18 protein-coding genes and 1 riboswitch are annotated in these 19,034 nt (G+C 63.8%); of the genes, 8 read left to right on the forward strand and 10 right to left on the reverse strand.

The window, feature by feature from the left end; translation table 11 throughout:
• Nucleotides 1-41: 41 nt before the first annotated feature.
• The 8 genes from QRN51_RS22845 to glyA all read right to left on the reverse strand — a co-directional run bounded on the left by QRN51_RS22845 (nucleotide 42) and on the right by glyA (nucleotide 7,406).
• On the reverse strand, nucleotides 42-875 hold the full coding sequence (locus tag QRN51_RS22845) for an ABC transporter permease (protein WP_059387998.1): 834 nt from the start codon (nucleotides 873-875) through the stop codon (nucleotides 42-44).
• Nucleotides 872-1,693 carry an ABC transporter permease gene (locus QRN51_RS22850; protein WP_284992009.1) on the reverse strand — a complete coding sequence of 274 codons (822 nt, stop codon included), beginning with the start codon at nucleotides 1,691-1,693 and terminating at the stop codon, nucleotides 872-874. Before QRN51_RS22850 ends, QRN51_RS22845 begins: the two co-directional genes overlap by 4 nt.
• Entirely contained in the window at nucleotides 1,686-2,615 is a 930-nt protein-coding gene (locus tag QRN51_RS22855) for an ABC transporter ATP-binding protein (protein WP_059388000.1), read from the reverse strand. The genes QRN51_RS22850 and QRN51_RS22855 overlap by 8 nt, the downstream gene beginning before the upstream one ends.
• 229 nt (nucleotides 2,616-2,844) lie before the next feature.
• Nucleotides 2,845-3,144, reverse strand: a complete 300-nt coding sequence (locus QRN51_RS22860; protein WP_059388001.1) for an SHOCT domain-containing protein — start codon at nucleotides 3,142-3,144, stop codon at nucleotides 2,845-2,847.
• Between the two features lie 133 nt (nucleotides 3,145-3,277).
• The gene (locus tag QRN51_RS22865) at nucleotides 3,278-3,943 is read right to left on the reverse strand and encodes a response regulator transcription factor (protein WP_284992010.1); all 666 of its coding nucleotides are present in this window, start codon (nucleotides 3,941-3,943) and stop codon (nucleotides 3,278-3,280) included.
• Complete coding sequence (locus QRN51_RS22870; RefSeq protein ID WP_284992011.1) at nucleotides 3,940-5,070, reverse strand: sensor histidine kinase; 1,131 nt, start codon at nucleotides 5,068-5,070, stop codon at nucleotides 3,940-3,942. Before QRN51_RS22870 ends, QRN51_RS22865 begins: the two co-directional genes overlap by 4 nt.
• 102 nt (nucleotides 5,071-5,172) lie before the next feature.
• Complete coding sequence (locus QRN51_RS22875) at nucleotides 5,173-6,084, reverse strand: bifunctional methylenetetrahydrofolate dehydrogenase/methenyltetrahydrofolate cyclohydrolase (protein WP_284992012.1); 912 nt, start codon at nucleotides 6,082-6,084, stop codon at nucleotides 5,173-5,175.
• 8 nt (nucleotides 6,085-6,092) lie between these two features.
• Nucleotides 6,093-7,406 (reverse strand): serine hydroxymethyltransferase, encoded by a 1,314-nt coding sequence (glyA, locus tag QRN51_RS22880; protein WP_370872264.1) that lies wholly within the window; start codon nucleotides 7,404-7,406, stop codon nucleotides 6,093-6,095.
• A gap of 90 nt (nucleotides 7,407-7,496) precedes the next feature.
• Nucleotides 7,497-7,581, reverse strand: a riboswitch (ZMP/ZTP riboswitch).
• Nucleotides 7,582-7,616: 35 nt separating this feature from the next.
• Here glyA and purU point away from each other — a divergent pair.
• The 3 genes from purU to QRN51_RS22895 all read left to right on the forward strand — a co-directional run bounded on the left by purU (nucleotide 7,617) and on the right by QRN51_RS22895 (nucleotide 9,860).
• Nucleotides 7,617-8,477: a formyltetrahydrofolate deformylase gene (purU, locus tag QRN51_RS22885; RefSeq protein ID WP_284992013.1), complete on the forward strand. Its 861-nt coding sequence runs from the start codon at nucleotides 7,617-7,619 to the stop codon at nucleotides 8,475-8,477.
• A gap of 108 nt (nucleotides 8,478-8,585) precedes the next feature.
• A complete protein-coding gene (locus QRN51_RS22890; protein WP_284992014.1) occupies nucleotides 8,586-9,308 on the forward strand; it encodes a class I SAM-dependent methyltransferase in 723 nt (240 codons plus the stop codon).
• Nucleotides 9,309-9,335: 27 nt separating this feature from the next.
• Entirely contained in the window at nucleotides 9,336-9,860 is a 525-nt protein-coding gene (locus QRN51_RS22895) for a gamma carbonic anhydrase family protein (RefSeq protein WP_284992015.1), read from the forward strand.
• On the opposite strand, the gene QRN51_RS22900 is transcribed toward QRN51_RS22895, so the two are convergent.
• Nucleotides 9,857-11,581, reverse strand: a complete 1,725-nt coding sequence (locus QRN51_RS22900) for a flavin monoamine oxidase family protein (RefSeq protein WP_284992016.1) — start codon at nucleotides 11,579-11,581, stop codon at nucleotides 9,857-9,859. The two genes, QRN51_RS22895 and QRN51_RS22900, sit on opposite strands and share 4 nt — an antisense overlap.
• Entirely contained in the window at nucleotides 11,578-13,008 is a 1,431-nt protein-coding gene (locus QRN51_RS22905; RefSeq protein ID WP_284992034.1) for an amino acid permease, read from the reverse strand. The genes QRN51_RS22900 and QRN51_RS22905 overlap by 4 nt, the downstream gene beginning before the upstream one ends.
• A 219-nt stretch (nucleotides 13,009-13,227) precedes the next feature.
• On the opposite strand from QRN51_RS22905, the gene alr reads away from it, so the two are divergent.
• The 5 genes from alr to QRN51_RS22930 all read left to right on the forward strand — a co-directional run bounded on the left by alr (nucleotide 13,228) and on the right by QRN51_RS22930 (nucleotide 19,020).
• A complete protein-coding gene (alr, locus tag QRN51_RS22910) occupies nucleotides 13,228-14,448 on the forward strand; it encodes an alanine racemase (protein WP_284992017.1) in 1,221 nt (406 codons plus the stop codon).
• Complete coding sequence (locus tag QRN51_RS22915; RefSeq protein ID WP_284992018.1) at nucleotides 14,438-16,045, forward strand: PucR family transcriptional regulator; 1,608 nt, start codon at nucleotides 14,438-14,440, stop codon at nucleotides 16,043-16,045. Before alr ends, QRN51_RS22915 begins: the two co-directional genes overlap by 11 nt.
• A gap of 529 nt (nucleotides 16,046-16,574) precedes the next feature.
• Complete coding sequence (locus QRN51_RS22920; RefSeq protein WP_284992019.1) at nucleotides 16,575-17,291, forward strand: ATP-binding cassette domain-containing protein; 717 nt, start codon at nucleotides 16,575-16,577, stop codon at nucleotides 17,289-17,291.
• A complete protein-coding gene (locus QRN51_RS22925) occupies nucleotides 17,292-18,719 on the forward strand; it encodes a hypothetical protein (protein WP_284992020.1) in 1,428 nt (475 codons plus the stop codon).
• Nucleotides 18,703-19,020 (forward strand): hypothetical protein, encoded by a 318-nt coding sequence (locus QRN51_RS22930; protein ID WP_284992021.1) that lies wholly within the window; start codon nucleotides 18,703-18,705, stop codon nucleotides 19,018-19,020. The genes QRN51_RS22925 and QRN51_RS22930 overlap by 17 nt, the downstream gene beginning before the upstream one ends.
• The last annotated feature ends 14 nt before the right edge of the window (nucleotides 19,021-19,034 follow it).

Here is a 19,034-nt window from a genome sequence, read left to right on the forward strand (position 1 = left end):
GCGAACCGCCCGCTTCCACCCCCGGCGAACAGCCCGCGCCGCTATTTCAGGAAGAGCTTGCGCAACCTTCCGGTAGTGAGCGTGATGCCGAGTCCGATCATCACGAGGTAGTAGGCGATATGGACTGCCGTGGCCGGGCTGAAGGAGCCGATGCTGATCTGCCGCAGGAGTTCCACGCCATGCCAGAGGGGCATTGCTTGGATGAGCCACTGGATGTATTGCGGATAGACGCTCAGCGGGTAGAAGGTAGCGCTGAAAAGGAACATGGGCAGCATGAAGAAGTTGATCCAGTCCATCTGCTGGAACGTCTTCATGAAGCTGGTGATGCCCATGCCGAAACTCGCAAAGCCGAAAGCGATCAGTACTGAGGCGGGGATGACGAGGATGGCCCATGGCGTGGTGATGAGTCCCATGACGGCCATGACGGCCGTGAACCCCGTGGCATACAGGAGTCCGCGCAGCAGGGCCAGGAAGATCTCCCCGATGGCTACATCCAACGGCCCGAGGGAGGTGTAGAGCATTCCTTGGTACAGCTTGGCGAAGTTCATCTTGAAGAAGACGTTCCACGTGGAGTCGTAGACGGCGCCGTTCATGGCGGACACGGCCAGGAGCGCGGGCGCGATGTAGGCCGCATAACTGATTTCCTGGCCGCCCGGTCCCGCCACGGTACCCACAATCGGGCCGAGTCCCACGCCCATGGAAATCAGGTACAGCACCGGCTCGAAGAATCCGGATACCAGGATCAACCACGTGCTGCTTTTCGCTGCCATGAGGCCCCGGGATACAACAGCAAGCGCGTTGCGGGAGTACAGCGGGCCGAAGGTACGTTCACGGGCGGCGTCGGTGGCGCTGTGGCCTCCGGTAAGAACGCTCATGCTCCCATCCTCCTTACGAATTGGCGCCGCGTCAGCGTCCAGCCTGCGGCGGCGGCGCCCACAAGGAACAGGACGTGGGCCAGGGTCAACAAGGGATTCTCCTCGAGTCCGTAGGTGAAGACGCGGCCGAGCTGAGTGCCGTGCCAGACCGGGGAGATCCAACCGATCCAGCGCACTCCAAGCGGCAGCGAATCCAGCGGGAAGAAGGTGCCCGAAAACAGGAACAGCGGCACCACGATGAAGCGCTGCACCAGCGCGAACTGGCCGGAGTCTTTGGTGATGGTCGAGGCATAGGCCATGAGCGGCAGCCCGAAGGACAGTCCGGCCACCGTGGCAACTATCGCCGACACCCAACCCCACGGACTCGGCGAGGCACCGAACATGGCCACGATGGCGAAGTACACCACCGATTGCACCAGGAACTTCAAGGCACTCGCCATGATGTGGCCCGCGGCGATCTGCTGCGGTACCAGCGGGGAGGCGTGCGGGCCATAGAACACGCGGCGCCACTTGAAGCCGTCCATGATTGGGTAGGAAAAGTCTCCCGACGCCGTCATGACCGCGGATGAGACCAACAATGCCGGCGCGATGAAGGTCAAATAGTTCACTCCACCGAACACCGCTGCGCTGTTCGCATCCACGAGGCTCGCCAGCCCGACTCCCATGGCGAACAGGTAGGCCACCGGCTGCCCCACGCTGTACAGGAACACGGACCAGCCGTAGCCACGCATCACTCGGAGGACCTGCTCGGCGTAGAAGAAAGATCCCCAGCGCTTCGCCCGGCTGGCTGAGACGGCAGGCGAGTGGGCGCTAGTCAACGAGGCTCCGTCCGGTCAGCCGGAGGAAGACGTCCTCCAGCGAAGAACGCCGCACCAGCGACGTCAGGGGACGGAGCCGGCGTGCGGAGACTTGCTCCAGGGCCGATTCGCCGTCGTTCGCGTAGATGAGCACCCGGTCCGGGAGCGTCTCGACGCGTTCGCCGATGCCCGCGAGTTCGGCGCCGATAGTGGCGTTGCGTTCCGAACCGAAGCGCAGTTCCAGCACCTCGCGCGTGGAATATTCGCGGATCAGGCTGGCAGGCGAACCTTCGGCCATGATCCGGCCCTTGTCCACCACGATCAGCCGGTCGCAAAGCTGTTCGGCCTCGTCCATGTAGTGCGTAGTGAGGATCAGCGTGACACCTTGCTCCTTGAGCCTGAACAGCCGGTCCCAAAGGATGTGGCGCGCCTGCGGGTCCAGTCCCGTAGTGGGCTCGTCCAGGAGCAGGATCTTCGGCTCGTTGATCAGCGAGCGGGCAATCGTGAGGCGCCGTTTCATGCCGCCCGACAGGGCATCGACCCTCGACTTGGCCTTGTCCGTCAGCTGGGCGAACTCGAGCAGTTCATCAGCCTTGGGGCGCAAGTAGCTCAAGGGCAAGCCGAAGTAGCGGCCATAGACAATCAGGTTTTCGCGGACCTTCAGTTCCTCATCCAGGTTGTCCTGTTGCGGTACCACTCCGAGGTGCGCGCGGACTTCCGGCCCGTGGGTTTCCGGGTCCAGGCCCATGATGCTGAGCTTCCCGGACGTGCGCTGGGAGACTCCGCCGATCATTTTCATGGTGGTCGATTTGCCGGCACCGTTGGGGCCAAGCAGGCCAAAGGACTCCCCTGCCGGGACCTCGAACGAGATTCCGTCGACGGCGATGAGCTCGCCGTAGCTCTTGGTGAGGTTTTCGGCGGTGATGACTGCGGGTGGGTTCATCTGGAAGCTGGCTGACGTGGAGGAAGATCGGGTGGCTTCATTGTGCACCCCAGCAGACTAGTAGAGCCAAGGAATACGTGAAAGAGGTATTCCGCAATTTTCTGGACTAACCTGCTGGACCCTTCGCGACATTCTGCTGGATCATTCCGCACCTCAGGCCCTGGAACCGCGTGGTTCCAGGGCCAGAGGGTTTATCCAGACGAATGATCCAGCAGAATCCGCCGGTTCATCACTTCGTGGGATGTGCCCGCAGCACTTCCAGGCGTTGGCGGTACTCGGTCTCGTCGATTTCGCCCCGTGCGTAGCGCTCCCTCAGCACGCTTTCGGCGCCCTGTGTTGCTGCCCAGTAATGGTTCCGGCGCCACATCCGGCGGCCGAAAAAGATGAAGAATCCGATCACGAGGAACCAAAACAGCGGGATCAGGAGGAAAAACGGCCAGAAGACGAATCCGTCCCCCGGTCCGTGAACGACGTCGGCGGGCAGCTGCGCGGCCGCGGCGCCGATGGTGGTGCTCAGTGATGTCAACATGTCCAGTCCAAACTCTCAACAGGCCGTATCTCGGCTCTGTTTCCAGTCTTGTTTTTGGCCCGTCGAAACGCGTCGGCCACCGGGAGTCACTTGCGGCCAGCTGCCTACTCCCCCGGGAGACCCCAGGCCAGGGCTAGCTGCTCCAACCCGGCCGCACCAGGCCGGACTCGTACGCGAGCACCACCAATTGCGCACGGTCACGCACCAGCAGTTTGGTCATGATCCGTGAAACGTGCGTCTTTGCCGTGAGCGGGGTGATGAACAGCCGCTCGGCGATCTCTGCGTTGTTCAGGCCCTCGCCAACCAACGCCAGAACTTCCCGTTCGCGCTCGGTGATTTGCTCCAGCGGCACTGTCTTCGACGCCGCCTTGCTGTGCAGGGCAAGCTGGGCCATGATGCGGCGTGTCACCGACGGCGAAAGGAGGGCGTCGCCGTCGTGCACTACCCGCACGGCCCGGATCAGTTCCTCCGGTTCGGTGTCCTTGACGAGGAAGCCCGCGGCGCCCGCGCGCACGGCTTCGGCGATGTATTCGTCCAGCTCGAAGGTCGTGAGGATGATAATGCGCGTGTGCGCGAGTTGTGGGTTGGCCAGGATTTGCCGGGTTGCGGCCAGCCCGTCGCCATCCGGCATGCGGATGTCCATGAGCACGACGTCGGGTGCCTCACGCTCGGCCAGCCTGACGGCGTCCCGGCCGGTACCGGCTTCGGCCACCACCTCCATGTCCGGTTCGGCGTCCAGGAGGGCCCGGAATCCCGCCCGGATAAGGTTCTGGTCGTCGGCGAGCAGCAAGCGGATCATCGTTGGTGTCCTCCCTCGTGGGGGTTCAGCGGAAGGTTCGCTTCCACGCGCAGCCCGGGCTCCAGCGGCGTCAGGCCAAGCGTGCCGCCCAGCGCCTCGACGCGCTCCCGCATGCCCCTCAGCCCGTTCCCGGCGGGCGCTCCGCGGAGGCCTCCGCCGTCGTCGTCGATCCGCACCCTCAGCGCGTTCCCGGACAATTCGAGAAGTACGACGGCGGACGCCGCACCTGAGTGCCTGCGGACGTTGCTCAGCCCTTCCTGGACGGTCCGGTAGGCCGCTTCCTGGTGGCCTGGGCCCACGCGTTCCGGGTCTACGGAGTTTTCGAACCGCACCTCTAGGCCGCCTCGCCGCGCGTCGTCGACGAGTTCCGGGATCCGCCCCAGGCTTGGCGGAGCCGAGGGACTCAGCGGGGCGTCGTCGCGCAGCACACCGAGGAGCTGGCGGACTTCGGCCAAGGACTCCTTGCTCGCGGCCTTGATGGCCTCCAGCGCCGGGCGGAGCTTCTCGGGATCGTTCGTTCCCAGATGGAGCGCCACAGAGGCTTGGACGTTGATCATCGACAGGGAGTGCGCCACCACATCGTGGATATCGCGGGCGAGCGTGAGGCGGTACTCATCCCGTTCGGCCTGTTTCGCGGCCTCCCGCCGTCGCCGGTATTCGGCCATCCGTTCGCCCCGGCGTCGGAAGCCTTCACCGATCAGGACAAGGATCGCGGCCCAGGCGACACCGGCAGAGGCCCGGACCAGCCCCGTCTCATCTCCGGCGAGGACAGCCATCAGAACGACGGCCGCGGCGGAAATCCCGGCCCCGAGCCAGGCCTGCCAGCGCAGCCCCGCGGCAGCCGTGAGGATGATCGAGAGAGCCAGGGACAGCACTATCGGACCCCAGGCGTAACCGAGGAGCAGATAGACGGACGTGGCCGCGAGGGTGATCGGGAGCATGACGGCCGGCCTGCGGGTCCGGAAAGCCAAGGCCACCGGTCCCGCCAACAGCAAGATGAAGGCGAGCGGGTCCAAGGGGCGCAGGGTGGCCTGGTGGCTCGCCGAAAAGACGGTCCCCAAGACCTGGATCAGGGCCACCGCGATCACGATGAAACTCGTGGGAGGACCCTGGAAACGCCGCTGCATGCTCCGAGCCTAGCCGCGGACGGCGCCGTCGTCGTCGGGTTAACGGTGTAGGGCGCCTACTCCCGCGGGAGTAGGCGCCCTACACGGTGGTGGGGAGCACAATCAGGCGACGCCGGAGGCGCTTCCCGCTGCCACTTGGCGTTCGGCGGCTTCGACCACGTTGGTCATGAGCAGCGCCACGGTCATGGGGCCCACGCCGCCGGGGTTCGGCGAAATCCAGCCGGCTACCTCGGCAACGGCGGGATCGATGTCCCCGTGGACCTTGCTCTTGCCCGTCTCGGGGTCGGTTTCACGGGTGACACCGACGTCGAGCACGGCCGCGCCCGGCTTCACGTCCCCAGGCTTGACGATGTGCTTGGCACCCGCCGCGCCCACAATCACGTCCGCCTGCCGCAGCAGCTCCGAGAGGTTCTTGGTGCCGGTGTGCGTGAGCGTCACGGTGGCGTTCACGGCCCGCCGCGTGAGCAGCAGTCCGATCGAGCGGCCGATGGTGACCCCGCGGCCGACCACCACGACGTGCTTGCCGGCGAGACTGTAGCCGTTGCGCTCCAGGAGCTCGATGACGCCGCGGGGTGTGCACGGCAGCGGCGAGGTGATCTCTCCGTTGACGTTGAGCACCAGCCGGCCCAGGTTGGTCGGGTGCAGGCCGTCGGCATCCTTGGCGGGGTCGATCCGCTCGAGGATGGCGTCGGTGTCCAGGTGTTTGGGCAGCGGCAGCTGCACGATGTAACCGTGGCAGGCGGAGTCCGCATTGAGTTCGTCGATGAGGTCCTCGACCTGCGCCTGGGTGGCGTCCGCCGGAAGCTCACGCTGGATCGAGTTCATCCCGATCTCCACGGACTGCTTGTGCTTCATGGACACGTAAAGCTGCGAAGCAGGGTCCGCACCGACGAGCACAGTGGCAATGCCCGGAGTTACGCCGCGGGCCCTCAGGGCAGCTACACGCTCAGTCAGCTCAGACTTGATGGCGGCAGCGGCGGCCTTGCCGTCAAGGATCTTCGCGGTCTGCGCCATGGACGGGTTCACCACTGCTCGTGCTGCGGGTACAGCGGGAAGTCAGCGGCGAGCTTGTCGACGCGGGCCTGCAATGCTTCGACGTCGGTAGCGGAACCGGCCTTCAACGCCGAAGCGATGATCTCGGCAACCTCGGCGAACTCGGTGGCTCCGAAGCCGCGGGTAGCCAGGGCCGGGGTACCGATGCGCAGGCCCGAGGTGACCATCGGCGGGCGGGGGTCGAACGGAACGGCGTTGCGGTTGACGGTGATGCCCACGGAGTGAAGGAGGTCTTCGGCCTGCTGGCCGTCCAGCTGCGAGTTGCGCAGGTCCACGAGGACCAGGTGCACGTCGGTGCCGCCGGTCAGAACGGAAACACCAGCTTCAGCGACGTCGGCCTGGTTGAGGCGATCGGCGATGATCTTGGCGCCTTCGAGGACGCGCTCCTGCCGCTCCTTGAACTCCTCGCCGGCGGCGATCTTGAAGGCAACGGCCTTGGCGGCGATCACGTGCATGAGCGGGCCGCCCTGCTGGCCCGGGAACACGTTGGAGTTGAGCTTCTTGGCCCATTCCTGCTTGGCGAGGATCACGCCGGAACGGGGGCCGGCCAGCGTCTTGTGCACCGTGGAGGTGACGACGTCGGAGTGCGGCACCGGGCTCGGGTGCAGGCCTGCTGCGACGAGGCCCGCGAAGTGGGCCATGTCCGTCCAGAGGAGCGCGCCAACCTCGTCGGCGATGGAACGGAAGGCTGCGAAATCGAGGTGGCGCGGGTAAGCGGACCAGCCGGCGATGATGACCTGGGGCTTCTCGGCAATGGCTTGTTCGCGGAGCTTGTCCATGTCCACGCGGAAGCTGTCTTCTTCAACCTGGTAGGCAGCCACGTTGTAGAGCTTCCCGGAGAAGTTGAGCTTCATGCCGTGGGTCAGGTGGCCGCCGTGGGCAAGGGAAAGGCCGAGGATCTTGTCACCTGGAGTGATCATGGCGGACAGGGCTGCGGCGTTGGCCTGCGCACCGGAGTGCGGCTGGACGTTGGCGTACTCGGCGCCGAAGAGCGCCTTCACGCGGTCGATGGCCAGTTGCTCGGCGACGTCCACGTATTCGCAACCACCGTAGTAGCGGCGGCCCGGGTAGCCTTCGGCGTACTTGTTGGTCAGGACCGAGCCCTGGGCTTCCATGACGGCGCGGGGCGCAAAGTTCTCGGAAGCGATCATTTCCAGGGTGCCGCGCTGGCGGCCGAGTTCCTGTTCCAGAACTGCTGCGATCTCGGGGTCGAGCTCGGCAAGCGGCTGGTTGCTGATGGTCGCGGAGGTGATGGTGGTGGTGGTCACGAAGATCTCCTGGATAGGCAACGGGTATTTCTACAGGTCAGGCTACCGGCTGGGTTTTTTCCATGCCTTTGATTACGGGGCATGGCACAGCGACAGTAAAACGTGACCCTCGGCCCAGGCGTACGATCCGTGGTCTTCAAAATGCCGCTCCCTGGTGGTGCACCACCCAACGCCAGTCGCGACGACTTAAACAGTACAACAGGTGCGCAACGGTAGGCTTTAGCTGTGACTGACTCCACCCTGCCTACGTCTTTTGTTGTAACCCTGTCCTGCCCGGACCGGCCCGGAATTGTGCACGCCGTTGCGGGGGCTTTGTTGGAGGCCGGCTGCAACATCGCAGATTCCCAGCAATACGGCAGCCCCAGCACGGGAAACTTCTTCATGCGGGTGGAAGCCACAACGTCTTCGAGCCAGGCTGAACTGAGTGCGGCGCTGGCCCCGGTGGCCGAAGAATTCGGCATGAAGTGGCAAATCAACCCGGTGGGCCAAAAGGTCCGTACCCTGATCCTGGGTTCAAAGGACGCACACTGCCTCAACGACCTGCTCTTCCAGCAACGCTCAGGAACCCTCCCCATCGAGGTGCCGGCCATCGTCTCCAACCACCGGGACCTCGAAGGCCTGGCCGAGTTCTATGGGATCCCCTTCCACCACATCCCGGTCACCCCGGACACCAAGCCGCAGGCCGAGGCGAAGCTGCTCGCACTCATCCATGAGCACGGCATCGAGCTGACCGTCCTGGCGCGCTACATGCAAGTACTCTCCAACGAGCTCTGCTCCGAGCTCAACGGCAAGGCCATCAACATCCATCACTCCTTCCTGCCGTCCTTCAAGGGCGCCAAGCCCTACCACCAGGCGCATGCCCGGGGCGTGAAGATCATCGGGGCCACTGCGCACTACGTCACGGCGGACCTCGACGAGGGTCCGATCATCGAGCAGGAAGTCATCCGGGTGGACCACGCACGCACGGCCGAGCAATTCGTGCAGATGGGCCGCGACGTCGAGGGCCGCACGCTGGCACAGGCTGTGCAGTGGCACGCAGAGCACCGCGTCCTGCTCGACGGCACCCGCACAGTGGTGTTCAACTAGGCGCCCCACCCAACTAGGCGCCCCACCCAACTAACTCGCAGTTGTTGTCGTTTAGAGGCCTCATAACGACACCTACTGCTAGTTAGTTGGGTGTTCTACGCTGGGTCCATGGACGGGACCCGAAAGGTCTTCAGCGACGAAGCCGACTATCACGAGGCGAACCTGGCCGTTTACTACGACCGGCAGGCCGGCATCCAGAACACCCGCGCCATGACCCCGCGTCGGACGGAATGCCGCGACTGGTTTATCCGCCTGCTCAAGGAAGAACACAGGCACTCGCTGTTCGAACTAGGCTGCGGCACAGGCGTCGAAGGCTTGGAATTCGTGCGGGCGGGACTGCACTACACCGGCGTCGACCTGTCCGAGGAGAGCATCCACGTTGCCCGTGCCAAAGGGCTCGACGCCAGCGTTGCCAGCGGCCGGTCCCTGCCGTTCGCCGATGCTACTTTCCCGGCCGTGTGGACTATGAGCACCCTCCTGCACGTGCCCAACGTGGTAATCCACGACGTCGTCAGTGAACTCGTGCGGGTCAGCGCGGCTGGCGCGCCAATCGCCGTCGGGCTCTGGTCCGGTGACGATGAGGAAGTCCTCAACCCCGAGGACCAGGACGAGCCGCGGCGGTTCTTCAGCCGGCGGAGCGATGACACCCTGCACCGCATCTTTGGTGCGCACGGCGACGTCGAGCGCTTTGAGACCTGGCCCGAGGGCACAGGAGTCGAGTCGGGACCCGGCGCCGGGAACTGGACGCAGCACTACCAATTCCTGGTCCTCCGGACTCCTTCGCTTGGGCCCACGCCGCCAGGGTTCCCTGGCCGAGCGAAGCGAGGTTAGGGAGGCGGTGGGGATTAGGCTTGCCCCATGGCTCCCATTTACACGTTCGCCGGGGATACTCCGGCCATCCATGGCACCGCCTTCGTGGCACCCACGGCTTCCATCATCGGCAAGGCAACCCTCGGCGCGGACTCCAGCGCCTTCTATGGTGTGTCAGTCCGTGCCGACACCGCCGCCATCAGCGTCGGTGCCGGCTCGAACCTCCAGGACAATGTGGTCCTGCACGCCGACCCCGGCTTCCCCTGCACCGTCGGCGAGCGCGTCAGTGTCGGCCACAGCGCCGTCGTCCACGGATGCACCGTTGAGGACGACTGCCTCATTGGCATGAGCGCCACCATCCTGAACGGAGCCGTGATCGGTACCGGTTCGCTGGTGGCCGCGGGCGCCGTCGTGCTTGAGGGAACTGTCATCCCGCCGCGCTCCTTGGTTGCGGGCGTGCCTGCCAAGGTGCGCCGCGAACTGAGCGAAGAAGAGCTCGACGGCGTGAAGCGCAACGCAGCGCACTACCGGGAGCTAGCGGCGGCGCACCGCGGGATGCACGCGCAGGGTTAGTCCAGGCTGATCGGCCCCAGCTCGTCCAACACGTCACCGGGACCGGGGTTGCCTGCCACGGACGAACCACCGAGGTGGCTCACCACGCCCCACACAGCGTTCAGCCCTGTGGTGACGGCGCCTTCGGCCCAGCCTGCGGTGAACGAGACGTCGTCGCCCGCAAGGAAGATGCCTCGCTGGCTCTCCGGCAGCTTGTCCTGCTTGAAGTGCGTGAACAGGCGCTGCTGGTAGCGGTAGTGCCCCGGAAGGTTGGCCTTGAAGGCACCCATGAAGTTGGGGTCGGCCTCCCAGGATACGGTGATGGGCTGTCCCACGATGTGGCTCGCGATGTCCACGCCCGGGTAGATCTGCTCGAGCGAGTGCAGCATGAGCTTGACGCGTTCCTCGGCGCTGAGCGAGAGCCACTTCAGGGCGTCGTCGTTCCACGTATAGGAGAGCAGGATGACGGCTGGCTTGTCCGGGCCGTCGTCGAGCAGGTACGTCGCCCGGTTGAGCCGGTCGGTCAGCGTCATGGACAACACTTCGCGGCCCGTTTCGGGGTCGATGTCCTTCCAGAACGGCCGGTCCACCATGACGAAGGTCTTGGACGACTGCATGTAGTGCGAGCGTTCGATCGCGGTCCACAGTTCCGAGGGGAACAACGATTCCTGGGTGTGGATGCGCGTGGACAGCAGCCAGGACTGGCAGGTGGTCACGACGGCGGAGTACCCGGTTTCGCGGCCCCAACGCTCGCGCACCATGAGGTCGCCGTTCGCCCCGCGCTCAATGCGGTCCACGGCCCCGCGCGGGGAACCGGAATGCAACGATGCGAGCGAGGTGCCCTCGGGCCAGTGGGCCATGCCCGACGGCGCGTGGTGCCACAGTGCCTCGGGGAGCCGTTGCGCTCCCCCGGTGATGAGGCGGTGCTGGTCATCGGCGTCGGTGTAGACGACGCGCAGGATTTCGAGGATGGAGTTGGGGAAGTCGGTGTCCCAGCCACCCGTGCCGAAACCTACTTGGCCGAAGGCCTCGCGGTGCGCGAATCCGGCGTCCTTGAAGGACGTGCTTGCGGCGATGAATCCATAGAAGGTCTGTTCGTCGAGCAGCGGGAGCAGCCCGTTCCATAGCTCCTTGATGCGCTTGGTGTCGCGGACCCGGATCGCCTCCTGCATTTCCTGGAACGCGGCGCCGTCATTCACTGCGGCCTTCCAGGCTGCGGCGACTTCGTGGAAGAACTCCGGCAGCTCAGCCGACGTGGCGGCATAGTGCTTCTGTCCGGCCAACTCGATCACGGTGCTTGATGTTGCAGGCGCGAGCGGGTTGGGGAATTCCTGGGTGTCCAGGCCGAGGAGTTCCACGTAGTGGTAGAACGCCTTTCCGGACACCGGGAAGCGCATGCCACCGAGGTCTGCCACCACTCCGGGAGCGGACGGGAAGCTCGCGGTGCGCAACCGCCCGCCGATTTGGTCGGCCTCGTAGACCACGGGGCGCAGCCCGAGCTTCATGAGCTCGTAGGCCGTGACGAGTCCCGAAAGGCCCGCACCGATCACCGCTACCTCCGTGCCGTACAGTTCCGGCGGAATGACCGCCAGCCCGTCGGGGTGGGCCAGGTAGTGGTCGTAGCTGAACGGGAAGTCCGGGTTCAGCATGGTGATGGGAGCGTCGGCCGGCGTTGCTTGGGAAATTCCGGCATCCCCCGCGCGGGGTGTGGGTTCCGTGGGCAATTCGGTGGCGATGGTCATGAAAGTTCTGCCTTCACAGTTTCCGGGTCGGCGACCCTGGCGGATAGTTCACGGTATTCCTGTTCGGTCAGGGCCGCTACCTTGGAGTTCCGGCGTCCATAGCCGAAGTAGAGGGCGATCCCCACGAGCATCCAGCCACCGAACACCACCCAGGTGTCGGCACCCAGGTTGGCCATGAGGTAGGCACACATGAGGGTGCCGAGGACGGGGGTGATCGGGTAGAGCGGTACGCGGAAGCTGCGCTTGAGCTCCGGGCGGTTGCGCCGCAGGTAGATGACGGCGACGTTGACCAGCGCGAACGCGAAGAGGGTGCCGATGCTGGTGGCGTCGGCCAGCGCGCCGAGCGGGACAAGCCCAGCGGTGAGTGCGACGGCGGTGCCCACGATGAGCGTTCCGGCCACCGGAGTGCCGGTGCGCGGGGAGATCCGGCCGAAGACTTCAGGGACCAGTCCGTCGCGGGACATGGAGAGCAGGATGCGGGTCTGGCCGTAGAGCACGGTCAGGACGATGCTGGCGATGGCGAGCACGGCACCGATGGAGAAGACGAGCGCGATCCAGGGTTGGTGGGTGGTTTCCTCGAGGATCTGGACGAGGGCTGCCTCTGTGCCGCCGAACCATTCCCAGGGCCGGGCACCGATTGCGGCCACGGCAACCAGGACGTAAATGCTGGTCACGATCACCATGGAGAGCAGGATGGCCCGGGGCAGGTCTCGCTTGGGGTTGCGGGCTTCTTCGCCAGCGGTGGAAGCGGCGTCGAAACCGATGTAGGAGAAGAACACCCGGGATGCTGCGGCCGAAACGCCTGCGGCACCCATCGGTATGAGAGGTTCGAAGTTGCCGGCGTTGAACGCGGTGAACGCAACGGCGCAGAAGAACAGCAGGATGACAATCTTGATGGTCACGATCGCAGTGTTGATCCAGGCGCTTTCCTTGGCGCCGCGCACCAGCAGGACCATGGCGAGGACCACGATCAGCATGGCCGGCACGTTGACCACGCCGCCGCTGCCCGGTGGCTGGGACATCGCGTCCGGCAGGAACTGCCCGAACGCGGCGAGCGTTTCGTTCACGTATTGCCCTGCGCCGACGGCCACGGCAGCCACGGAGACCGCGTATTCGAGGACGAGGCACCAACCACAGATCCAGGCCATGCCCTCGCCCATCGTGGCATAGGAGTAGGAATAGCTGGACCCGGCGACGGGCACGAGGCCTGCCATTTCGGCGTAGGACACGGCCGAGAACAGGGCGGCCAGCCCAGCGACCACGAAGGAAATCCAGACCGCGGGTCCGGCCAGCGGCACGGATTCACCCAGGATCACCAGGATGCCGGTACCCAGGGTCGCGCCGACGCTGATCATCGTCAGCTGGAGGACGCCGAAACTGCGGACCAGCGGCGTACCGCTTTCGCTGCTTCCGGCTTCGCTGACCATTTGCCCGATCGGCTTGCGGCGCAGGAGCTGCGAACCGAGCCCCGGGCGGCGGGCGGCATTGCCTGCATCCGCATTCGTGGCGTGCGTTGGAATGGTCTGGGTGGAGGTAGGCACAGTCACCGTTGACGTCCCTTCAGAGTAGTTGGCGGTTTCCCCTGACAACCGTAAGCCTGTGAGCCAGCTCTCACGGCGGTGCAAAATGACCTATAGTGATCAACCATGAGACGTATTGCACAATCAGAAACGGCGCCCGGAGCGGCGCTTTCCGGGCAGGTCAGCGTTGATCTGTCTGCGATTTCAGACAACATCAAGGCCCTCAAGAAGCGCACCGCCGCGCCGCATTTCATGGCCGTGGTCAAGGGGAACGGCTACGGTCACGGCCTCGTCGACGTGGCCCGCACGGCGGTGGCGGCAGGGGCTGATTGGCTCGGAACGGCCCAATTGAGCGAAGCCATCACCTTGCGTCAGGCGGGCATCACCGTGCCGGTCCTGTCGTGGCTATATCTGGCATCCCAGACCAGCGCGACCATCCGTGAGGCGCTCGAGTACGACGTCGACGTTTCGCTTGGGAGCGTCGGTCAACTTGAGGTGCTGGCCGGGATCGCGGAGCAATTGGGCCGCCCCGCCGTCGTGCACTTGGAGCTGGACAGCGGCCTCAGCCGCGGCGGCGCGCGCAAGGAAGACTGGCCCGAACTCGTGGCCCGGGCACGCAAGGCGGAGCAGGACGGCACGGTGCTTGTCCGCGGCATCTGGACCCACTTGGCCTGGGCCGACGTTCCCGCCCACCCCGGCAACGCCGCGGCCGTCGCGGAGTTCGAAGACGCAGTTGGCGAAGCCCGCGCTGCCGGACTGGACCCGCAGCTGCGGCACGTGTCGAGCTCGGCCAACATCCTGGACCGGCCCGAATTCCACTTCGACATGGTCCGCGCCGGACTGGCGATTTACGGCTTGGCACCAGCGGACCATCTGGACCCCGCCGACTTCGGACTCCGCCCCGCTTTGAGCGTCACCGCGCCGCTCGTCATGGTCAAGAAAGTCCCGGCGGGGACTGGCGTCAGCTACGAACACCAAGCCATCACGCATGAGCCGCGCTACCTCGGACTCATCCCCCTCGGCTACGCCGACGGCATCCCGAAGGGAATCAGCGGCCGGAGCCTGGTCCAGATCGCCGGCCGGAGGGTCCCAGTGATCGGCAAGGTGTGCATGGACCAGTTCATGGTGGACCTCGGCCCGGACGCGTCCGGAATCGAGGTCGGAGACACAGCGGTTTTGTTCGGCGATCCCGCAGGAGGGGCCGCGAGTGCCGACGATTGGGGCGCCGCCATCGGAAGCCACGGCGACGAGATCATCAACCGGATCGCACCGCGACTCCCCCGCGTGTACGAGTCCGGCGCCTACGAGTGCCCCGATTACCAGGAGGCACCAAGCGATGTCGCCTGAGCCAGCCGCCGGGCGCCTGAGTTTCGTCACCCTTGAGCAGTTCCTCAAGCAGCTGCCGCCGGAGTTGGAGATACTCCACGACGGCGGCAGCGGCGGGGAGCTGCTGCGCTGGGTTGAACCCAGCGAACTGGACGACCCCACCCCGTACCTGCCGGACGGGGAGTTCCTGCTGACCGCGGGGCTCCCTTTCCTGGGGGACGGCGGGTCCAGCGAGAACGTCGATGCTTACGTGAAGCGGCTGGTGGGGGCCAAGGTGGCGGCGCTGGGCTTCGGGATCAGGCCGTATTTCGACGCCGTCCCGGCCGAGCTGCTCAAGGCCTGCAGGCGGCACAAGCTCACCTTGATTGAGATTCCGGAATCCATCCCGTTCGCCGCGATCGGGCTTGAGTTCTCCCAGCTCCTGGAATCGGACAACGCGAAGGTCTTCCGCCAGCTCGCGGACACCAACCGGCAACTCATGCGGGCGGTCCTCTCCCCTCGGCCTGAACACGAGCTGCTCGCCGCTTTGGTCCAGAAGGTGCCCGTCTGGGCCCTTCTGGTCGGAGCGGACGGGCGGGTACGTGCGCGCGCCCACGCGGCCGGCGGCAGCACCGGCGTCGAGCATTCACTCCTGGAGCCCATGCTGGAACGGCTCCTTTCCGGTAGCGGGCCGCGAGTCGAGATGGACGGCTTTGAGCAGCCGGGATCGGAGATGGTCTTTGGCCACCCGCTGCGGAGCACCAAGGACGCCAACCTGGGCGCCCTGATCCTCGGCTCGGACGCTGCGCTGACGCCTGCACAGAACAGCGTGGTGCAGTCCGTCGTGGGGTTACTGGAGTTGCTCGTCCGCCAACGGACCAGCGGTTCGCTCGCGCCAAGCCAATTGGCGACGGCGTTGCTGCTGCACCCTGAAAGCCTTGCGAGCGGCGGAACCCGGCACGTCAACGGGCTCAAGGACCTCCTCGCCCAAAGCCTGTCCTCCACGCGCTCCGCTGCCCTACGCGTAGTCCAAGGCATCAAGGTGGACTCCCCCGAATGGCCCGCCGGCGACAGCCCTGTGCGTGAGCTTTTGCAGTGGCGGCGCCTCTTCGACACCAAACTGGTGGAAGTCACCGATTACGGGTTCGCTGCGATCACCCGTTTGAAGGTGGACGACGCGCTCCTGGCGGACGTCGAAAAGCTCGGCTGGCGGCTCGTCATCGGAGACCCGACCGAACTGACAGGCCTCGCCGCAGCGCACCAGCGGGTGACCTCGCTACGTTCACGGGTCCAGTCCAGCGGACGGAGCGCCCGCGTCGACGAGGTGACGTGGTCGGTCACCGGGCTCCTCGGCCGCGAGGCCGGGTCGATGCTGGCCGCGAGGCTTCTTGAACCGGTGCTTGCCTTGGAAGCCGACAAGCGCGATCCCCTCTTGGCAGTGCTCCGGGGCTGGCTAAGCGAAAACGGCAGCTGGGACGCCTCTGCCAAGCTGCTGGGGTTGCACCGCAACAGCGTGCGCCGCCAGATCGGGCTGCTCGCCGAACTGCTCGATACGGATCTGAATCAGGCCCAAGTGCGCGCGGAACTTTGGATCGCCCTCCAGTACACGGACGGGTTGGTGGGCGGAAGGGAAGCTTAGTCCCGAGCCCTTCTTGGCGCCCTGTCTACGGGTTGTGCTGGTTAAACACGTAGACGGAGCCGCCGGCACACGGAGAAACGTCGATTTTGCACGTATTTTGCCGGGTTTCACCACTTAATTTCGCCGTTTGACCACTGAGACGCGGTTTTCGCGGCCTAGCATTCGAGTGCCGGCTACACGGGATCCGCCAGTAGCTCAAATCGAAGTGGAGGAACGAAATGCTCACTACGACGCCTTGAATGCAAGCAGCACCATGGCAACGGCACGAACCAAGATTGACGAAATGATTGTTCGCTACGATGGCTGGTTTCTGGTGGTTCTCCCCGTCCTGATGGTGCTTGCTTTTGCAATGCTCGCAGCGATGGCCGTCTGGTGTTTGACGCAAGGACGAGGCCGCTTTACTGGCAATTGGAGTTGGAGCCAATGGGGCGTCTCTGTGTGGGTTGAATGCAGGTAACTCCCAGCAAGCCAGCCGTCGTGGTGGCACTGACAACGTGCCACCACGACCAGAGCATCGGAATCACGCCTCATGACTCTCAGTGTTGCCAACGTCAACTACGCCTATAACTCCAGAACCCAAGTGCTTCATGATGTCTCGTTCACGATCGCCGAGGACCAGATCATGGGCCTCATCGGTCCCAACGGATCCGGGAAGTCCACCCTGATAAAGGTCATCCTGGATCTGCTCCAACTTCAAAGCGGCCGCGTCCGCATCGGACCTGTCAGCAGTCAGAGCCGCAGCGCCAAGATGTCTTCGATCTACTTGTCGAGCAATGATTACATCCCTGAGTTCCTCACGGGGGAGGAATACGTGCGTTTCATGCACGGGCTCTATGGAGAATCCATGGATCACGCGGCACTGAGGACGCAATTCGCCAGGTACTCCATGCGCGACAGGCACCGCGACTTGATTGAGGACTACTCACACGGCATGAGGAAGAAGCTGCAACTTATCGCGGCGTTCATGCTCCGGCGAAGGTTTACCGTCATCGATGAGACCCTCAATGGCGTCGACATCGACGCCATCAACCTCTTCGAGCGAGATATCCGACAACTTGCCAAAGAAGGCCGATCGGTTCTGCTGTGCAGTCATGACTTCACCATGTTGGAGCACGTCGCTGACGAGCTGGCGCTTCTCATCCAAGGGGCCCTGGTGGTTCAGGCTCCCGTCCGGAAGATTATCGAAGATCACGGAACGATAGCTGACCTTGCCAACGAATTCATCCAGGCAATGGAGCCATCCTAAATGCGCTTCAAGAGCGTAGTTCTCCTGTCTCGATTGTTCTGGCTCTTCATCGTGAGGCGCGTCTTGGGACGAGGCCTGTTGGCCAGCCCGGCTGCTCGGCTTTCTACCATATTCCTGCTCGTTCTCGCGTTCGCGGGATTCAACGTGTTGAGCTATGTGGTCATCCGTCAGTATCTCGGTGGAACCGGCCTGCTTGAGCCGGTTCTTCAAGTGGCCAGCGCAACGGTCGGATTTTGGGTACTTATTGCGTACACACTGATCCGGGTGCTGTTCATGAAGGCAGATGAGCTTCTGAAGCTCTCCTTCAATCTGCCCGTGACCAACAAGGAAAGGACGATGGCGTTTGCGCTCTTTGAGTCATCCCTCGTTCTCCTTATGACCGTGTTCGTTTTCGGTGCTTTCTCCATTTCAACCGTGTTGATCGAGGGTCCTGATTACATTCCGAGGGTTCTGGCATCCATCTGGTTCCCCGCTATTTCAACCTACTTGCTTCTGAGCCTCGGCTACTACCTGCTTGAGCGTGCTCTGCAGGCCCTCCGGATCGCCCGACTTCGCGGTCTGATAGTCCCGATGGTGCTGGCTTTCGGGCTGGCGGTGGCGTTTCCTCAAACCAACGAGCAGAGCAGCCAGATCGCCGAAAGCTACGTATTGGGGCGCGACTACTTTGCACCTGCATTGCTCTACGCGAAACTGCAGGAAGCCGTTGGGCTCTGGTTATCCATTTTAATCCTCCTTGCGACATCGGCGGCAGTAATTCCGGCAATCGTCGCCATCGCACCCAGGAACTACGTCCCGATGCGTCGCTTCTTCGTCTTTCTGCCTTCACGCTTGGCAGATCGTAAGTTCGGCGTTTACATTCTGGTCTTGTTTCGAAGTTTCGAAACGATGGTGGCTATCTCTTTTATCATCATTTATTCAGTCTTCGCCTGGCTCGAGCATTTGGTGTTCCCACCCTACGTCCTCGCTCTCATAACATTTCAGGGAGTCTATGCATTTTCAAACTCGGAGCCCCTGCGGCGCATGGTCACTTATCCGGGCCGCACCGTTGCGAACTACTTACGCCTCGTCGGCTCGCAAGGCGTCCTCTTGATGGTTGTGGGCATTCCAGTCATCACGATTTCCTTGTCGCAAGGAATTACCTTCGAAGCGTGCCTGCCGGTGCTTGGATTGTGTTTGAGCAACATTCTCATATCAACCCTAGTTGGCATCGCTTTCCCTCCTGAGAAGGGAAACCCATTCACTGTCATCATGGGGGTCCTGCTCACGGTGATAGTCGTCATGATTGTGGCGCTCGGCTTGAACGTCTTTAACTTTGATCCAATGATCAGTGCGGGAATTTTCACCGCGCTTAACATGCTCGTCGTCTTTTACAGCATCCTGGGTATGCGGAGAATGGAAAGGATTGCACGCCATGAAGTGGTTGCTTAGATCCATCGTCGGGATGACAGTCTCTTTTGTTGTCACCATGATCGTCGTTGTCGCAAGTTTCATCACCACGATGTTCTCGGCGTCAGAAACAGGAGTCAGGAAATCTGGCCTGTTCGGCGCGCTCTTCTTCGAGCCCCATGCAAAGCCCGACGGGGCGACCGCGTTGGAAATCGGGGTGTCGAACGGCGCGCCCATCGCTTTTGTCTTCGCGGCATCGCTTGTCTTTTATGTTGCCGTTGCATCAGTCCTGGAACGGCTAAAGCTCCACAAGAAGCGACTCCTACAAGCGAACCAGGATTGACTGTTCGAAAGTTC

This window comes from Arthrobacter sp. efr-133-TYG-120, assembly GCF_030209785.1.
Classification (GTDB): domain Bacteria; phylum Actinomycetota; class Actinomycetes; order Actinomycetales; family Micrococcaceae; genus Arthrobacter.

Excerpts from the sequence above, each read along its gene's own strand:
- QRN51_RS22845 (WP_059387998.1), bottom strand. The coding sequence starts at position 875 with ATGAGCGTTCTTACCGGAGGCCACAGCGCCACCGACGCCGCCCGTGAA.
- QRN51_RS22855 (WP_059388000.1), bottom strand. The coding sequence starts at position 2,615 with ATGAACCCACCCGCAGTCATCACCGCCGAAAACCTCACCAAGAGCTAC.
- QRN51_RS22860 (WP_059388001.1), bottom strand. The coding sequence starts at position 3,144 with ATGTTGACATCACTGAGCACCACCATCGGCGCCGCGGCCGCGCAGCTG.
- QRN51_RS22865 (WP_284992010.1), bottom strand. The coding sequence starts at position 3,943 with ATGATCCGCTTGCTGCTCGCCGACGACCAGAACCTTATCCGGGCGGGA.
- QRN51_RS22870 (WP_284992011.1), bottom strand. The coding sequence starts at position 5,070 with ATGCAGCGGCGTTTCCAGGGTCCTCCCACGAGTTTCATCGTGATCGCG.
- QRN51_RS22875 (WP_284992012.1), bottom strand. The coding sequence starts at position 6,084 with ATGGCGCAGACCGCGAAGATCCTTGACGGCAAGGCCGCCGCTGCCGCC.
- QRN51_RS22890 (WP_284992014.1), top strand. The coding sequence starts at position 8,586 with ATGGACGGGACCCGAAAGGTCTTCAGCGACGAAGCCGACTATCACGAG.
- QRN51_RS22895 (WP_284992015.1), top strand. The coding sequence starts at position 9,336 with ATGGCTCCCATTTACACGTTCGCCGGGGATACTCCGGCCATCCATGGC.
- QRN51_RS22900 (WP_284992016.1), bottom strand. The coding sequence starts at position 11,581 with ATGACCATCGCCACCGAATTGCCCACGGAACCCACACCCCGCGCGGGG.
- QRN51_RS22905 (WP_284992034.1), bottom strand. The coding sequence starts at position 13,008 with ATGGTCAGCGAAGCCGGAAGCAGCGAAAGCGGTACGCCGCTGGTCCGC.
- alr (WP_284992017.1), top strand. The coding sequence starts at position 13,228 with ATGAGACGTATTGCACAATCAGAAACGGCGCCCGGAGCGGCGCTTTCC.
- QRN51_RS22915 (WP_284992018.1), top strand. The coding sequence starts at position 14,438 with ATGTCGCCTGAGCCAGCCGCCGGGCGCCTGAGTTTCGTCACCCTTGAG.
- QRN51_RS22920 (WP_284992019.1), top strand. The coding sequence starts at position 16,575 with ATGACTCTCAGTGTTGCCAACGTCAACTACGCCTATAACTCCAGAACC.
- QRN51_RS22925 (WP_284992020.1), top strand. The coding sequence starts at position 17,292 with ATGCGCTTCAAGAGCGTAGTTCTCCTGTCTCGATTGTTCTGGCTCTTC.
- QRN51_RS22930 (WP_284992021.1), top strand. The coding sequence starts at position 18,703 with ATGAAGTGGTTGCTTAGATCCATCGTCGGGATGACAGTCTCTTTTGTT.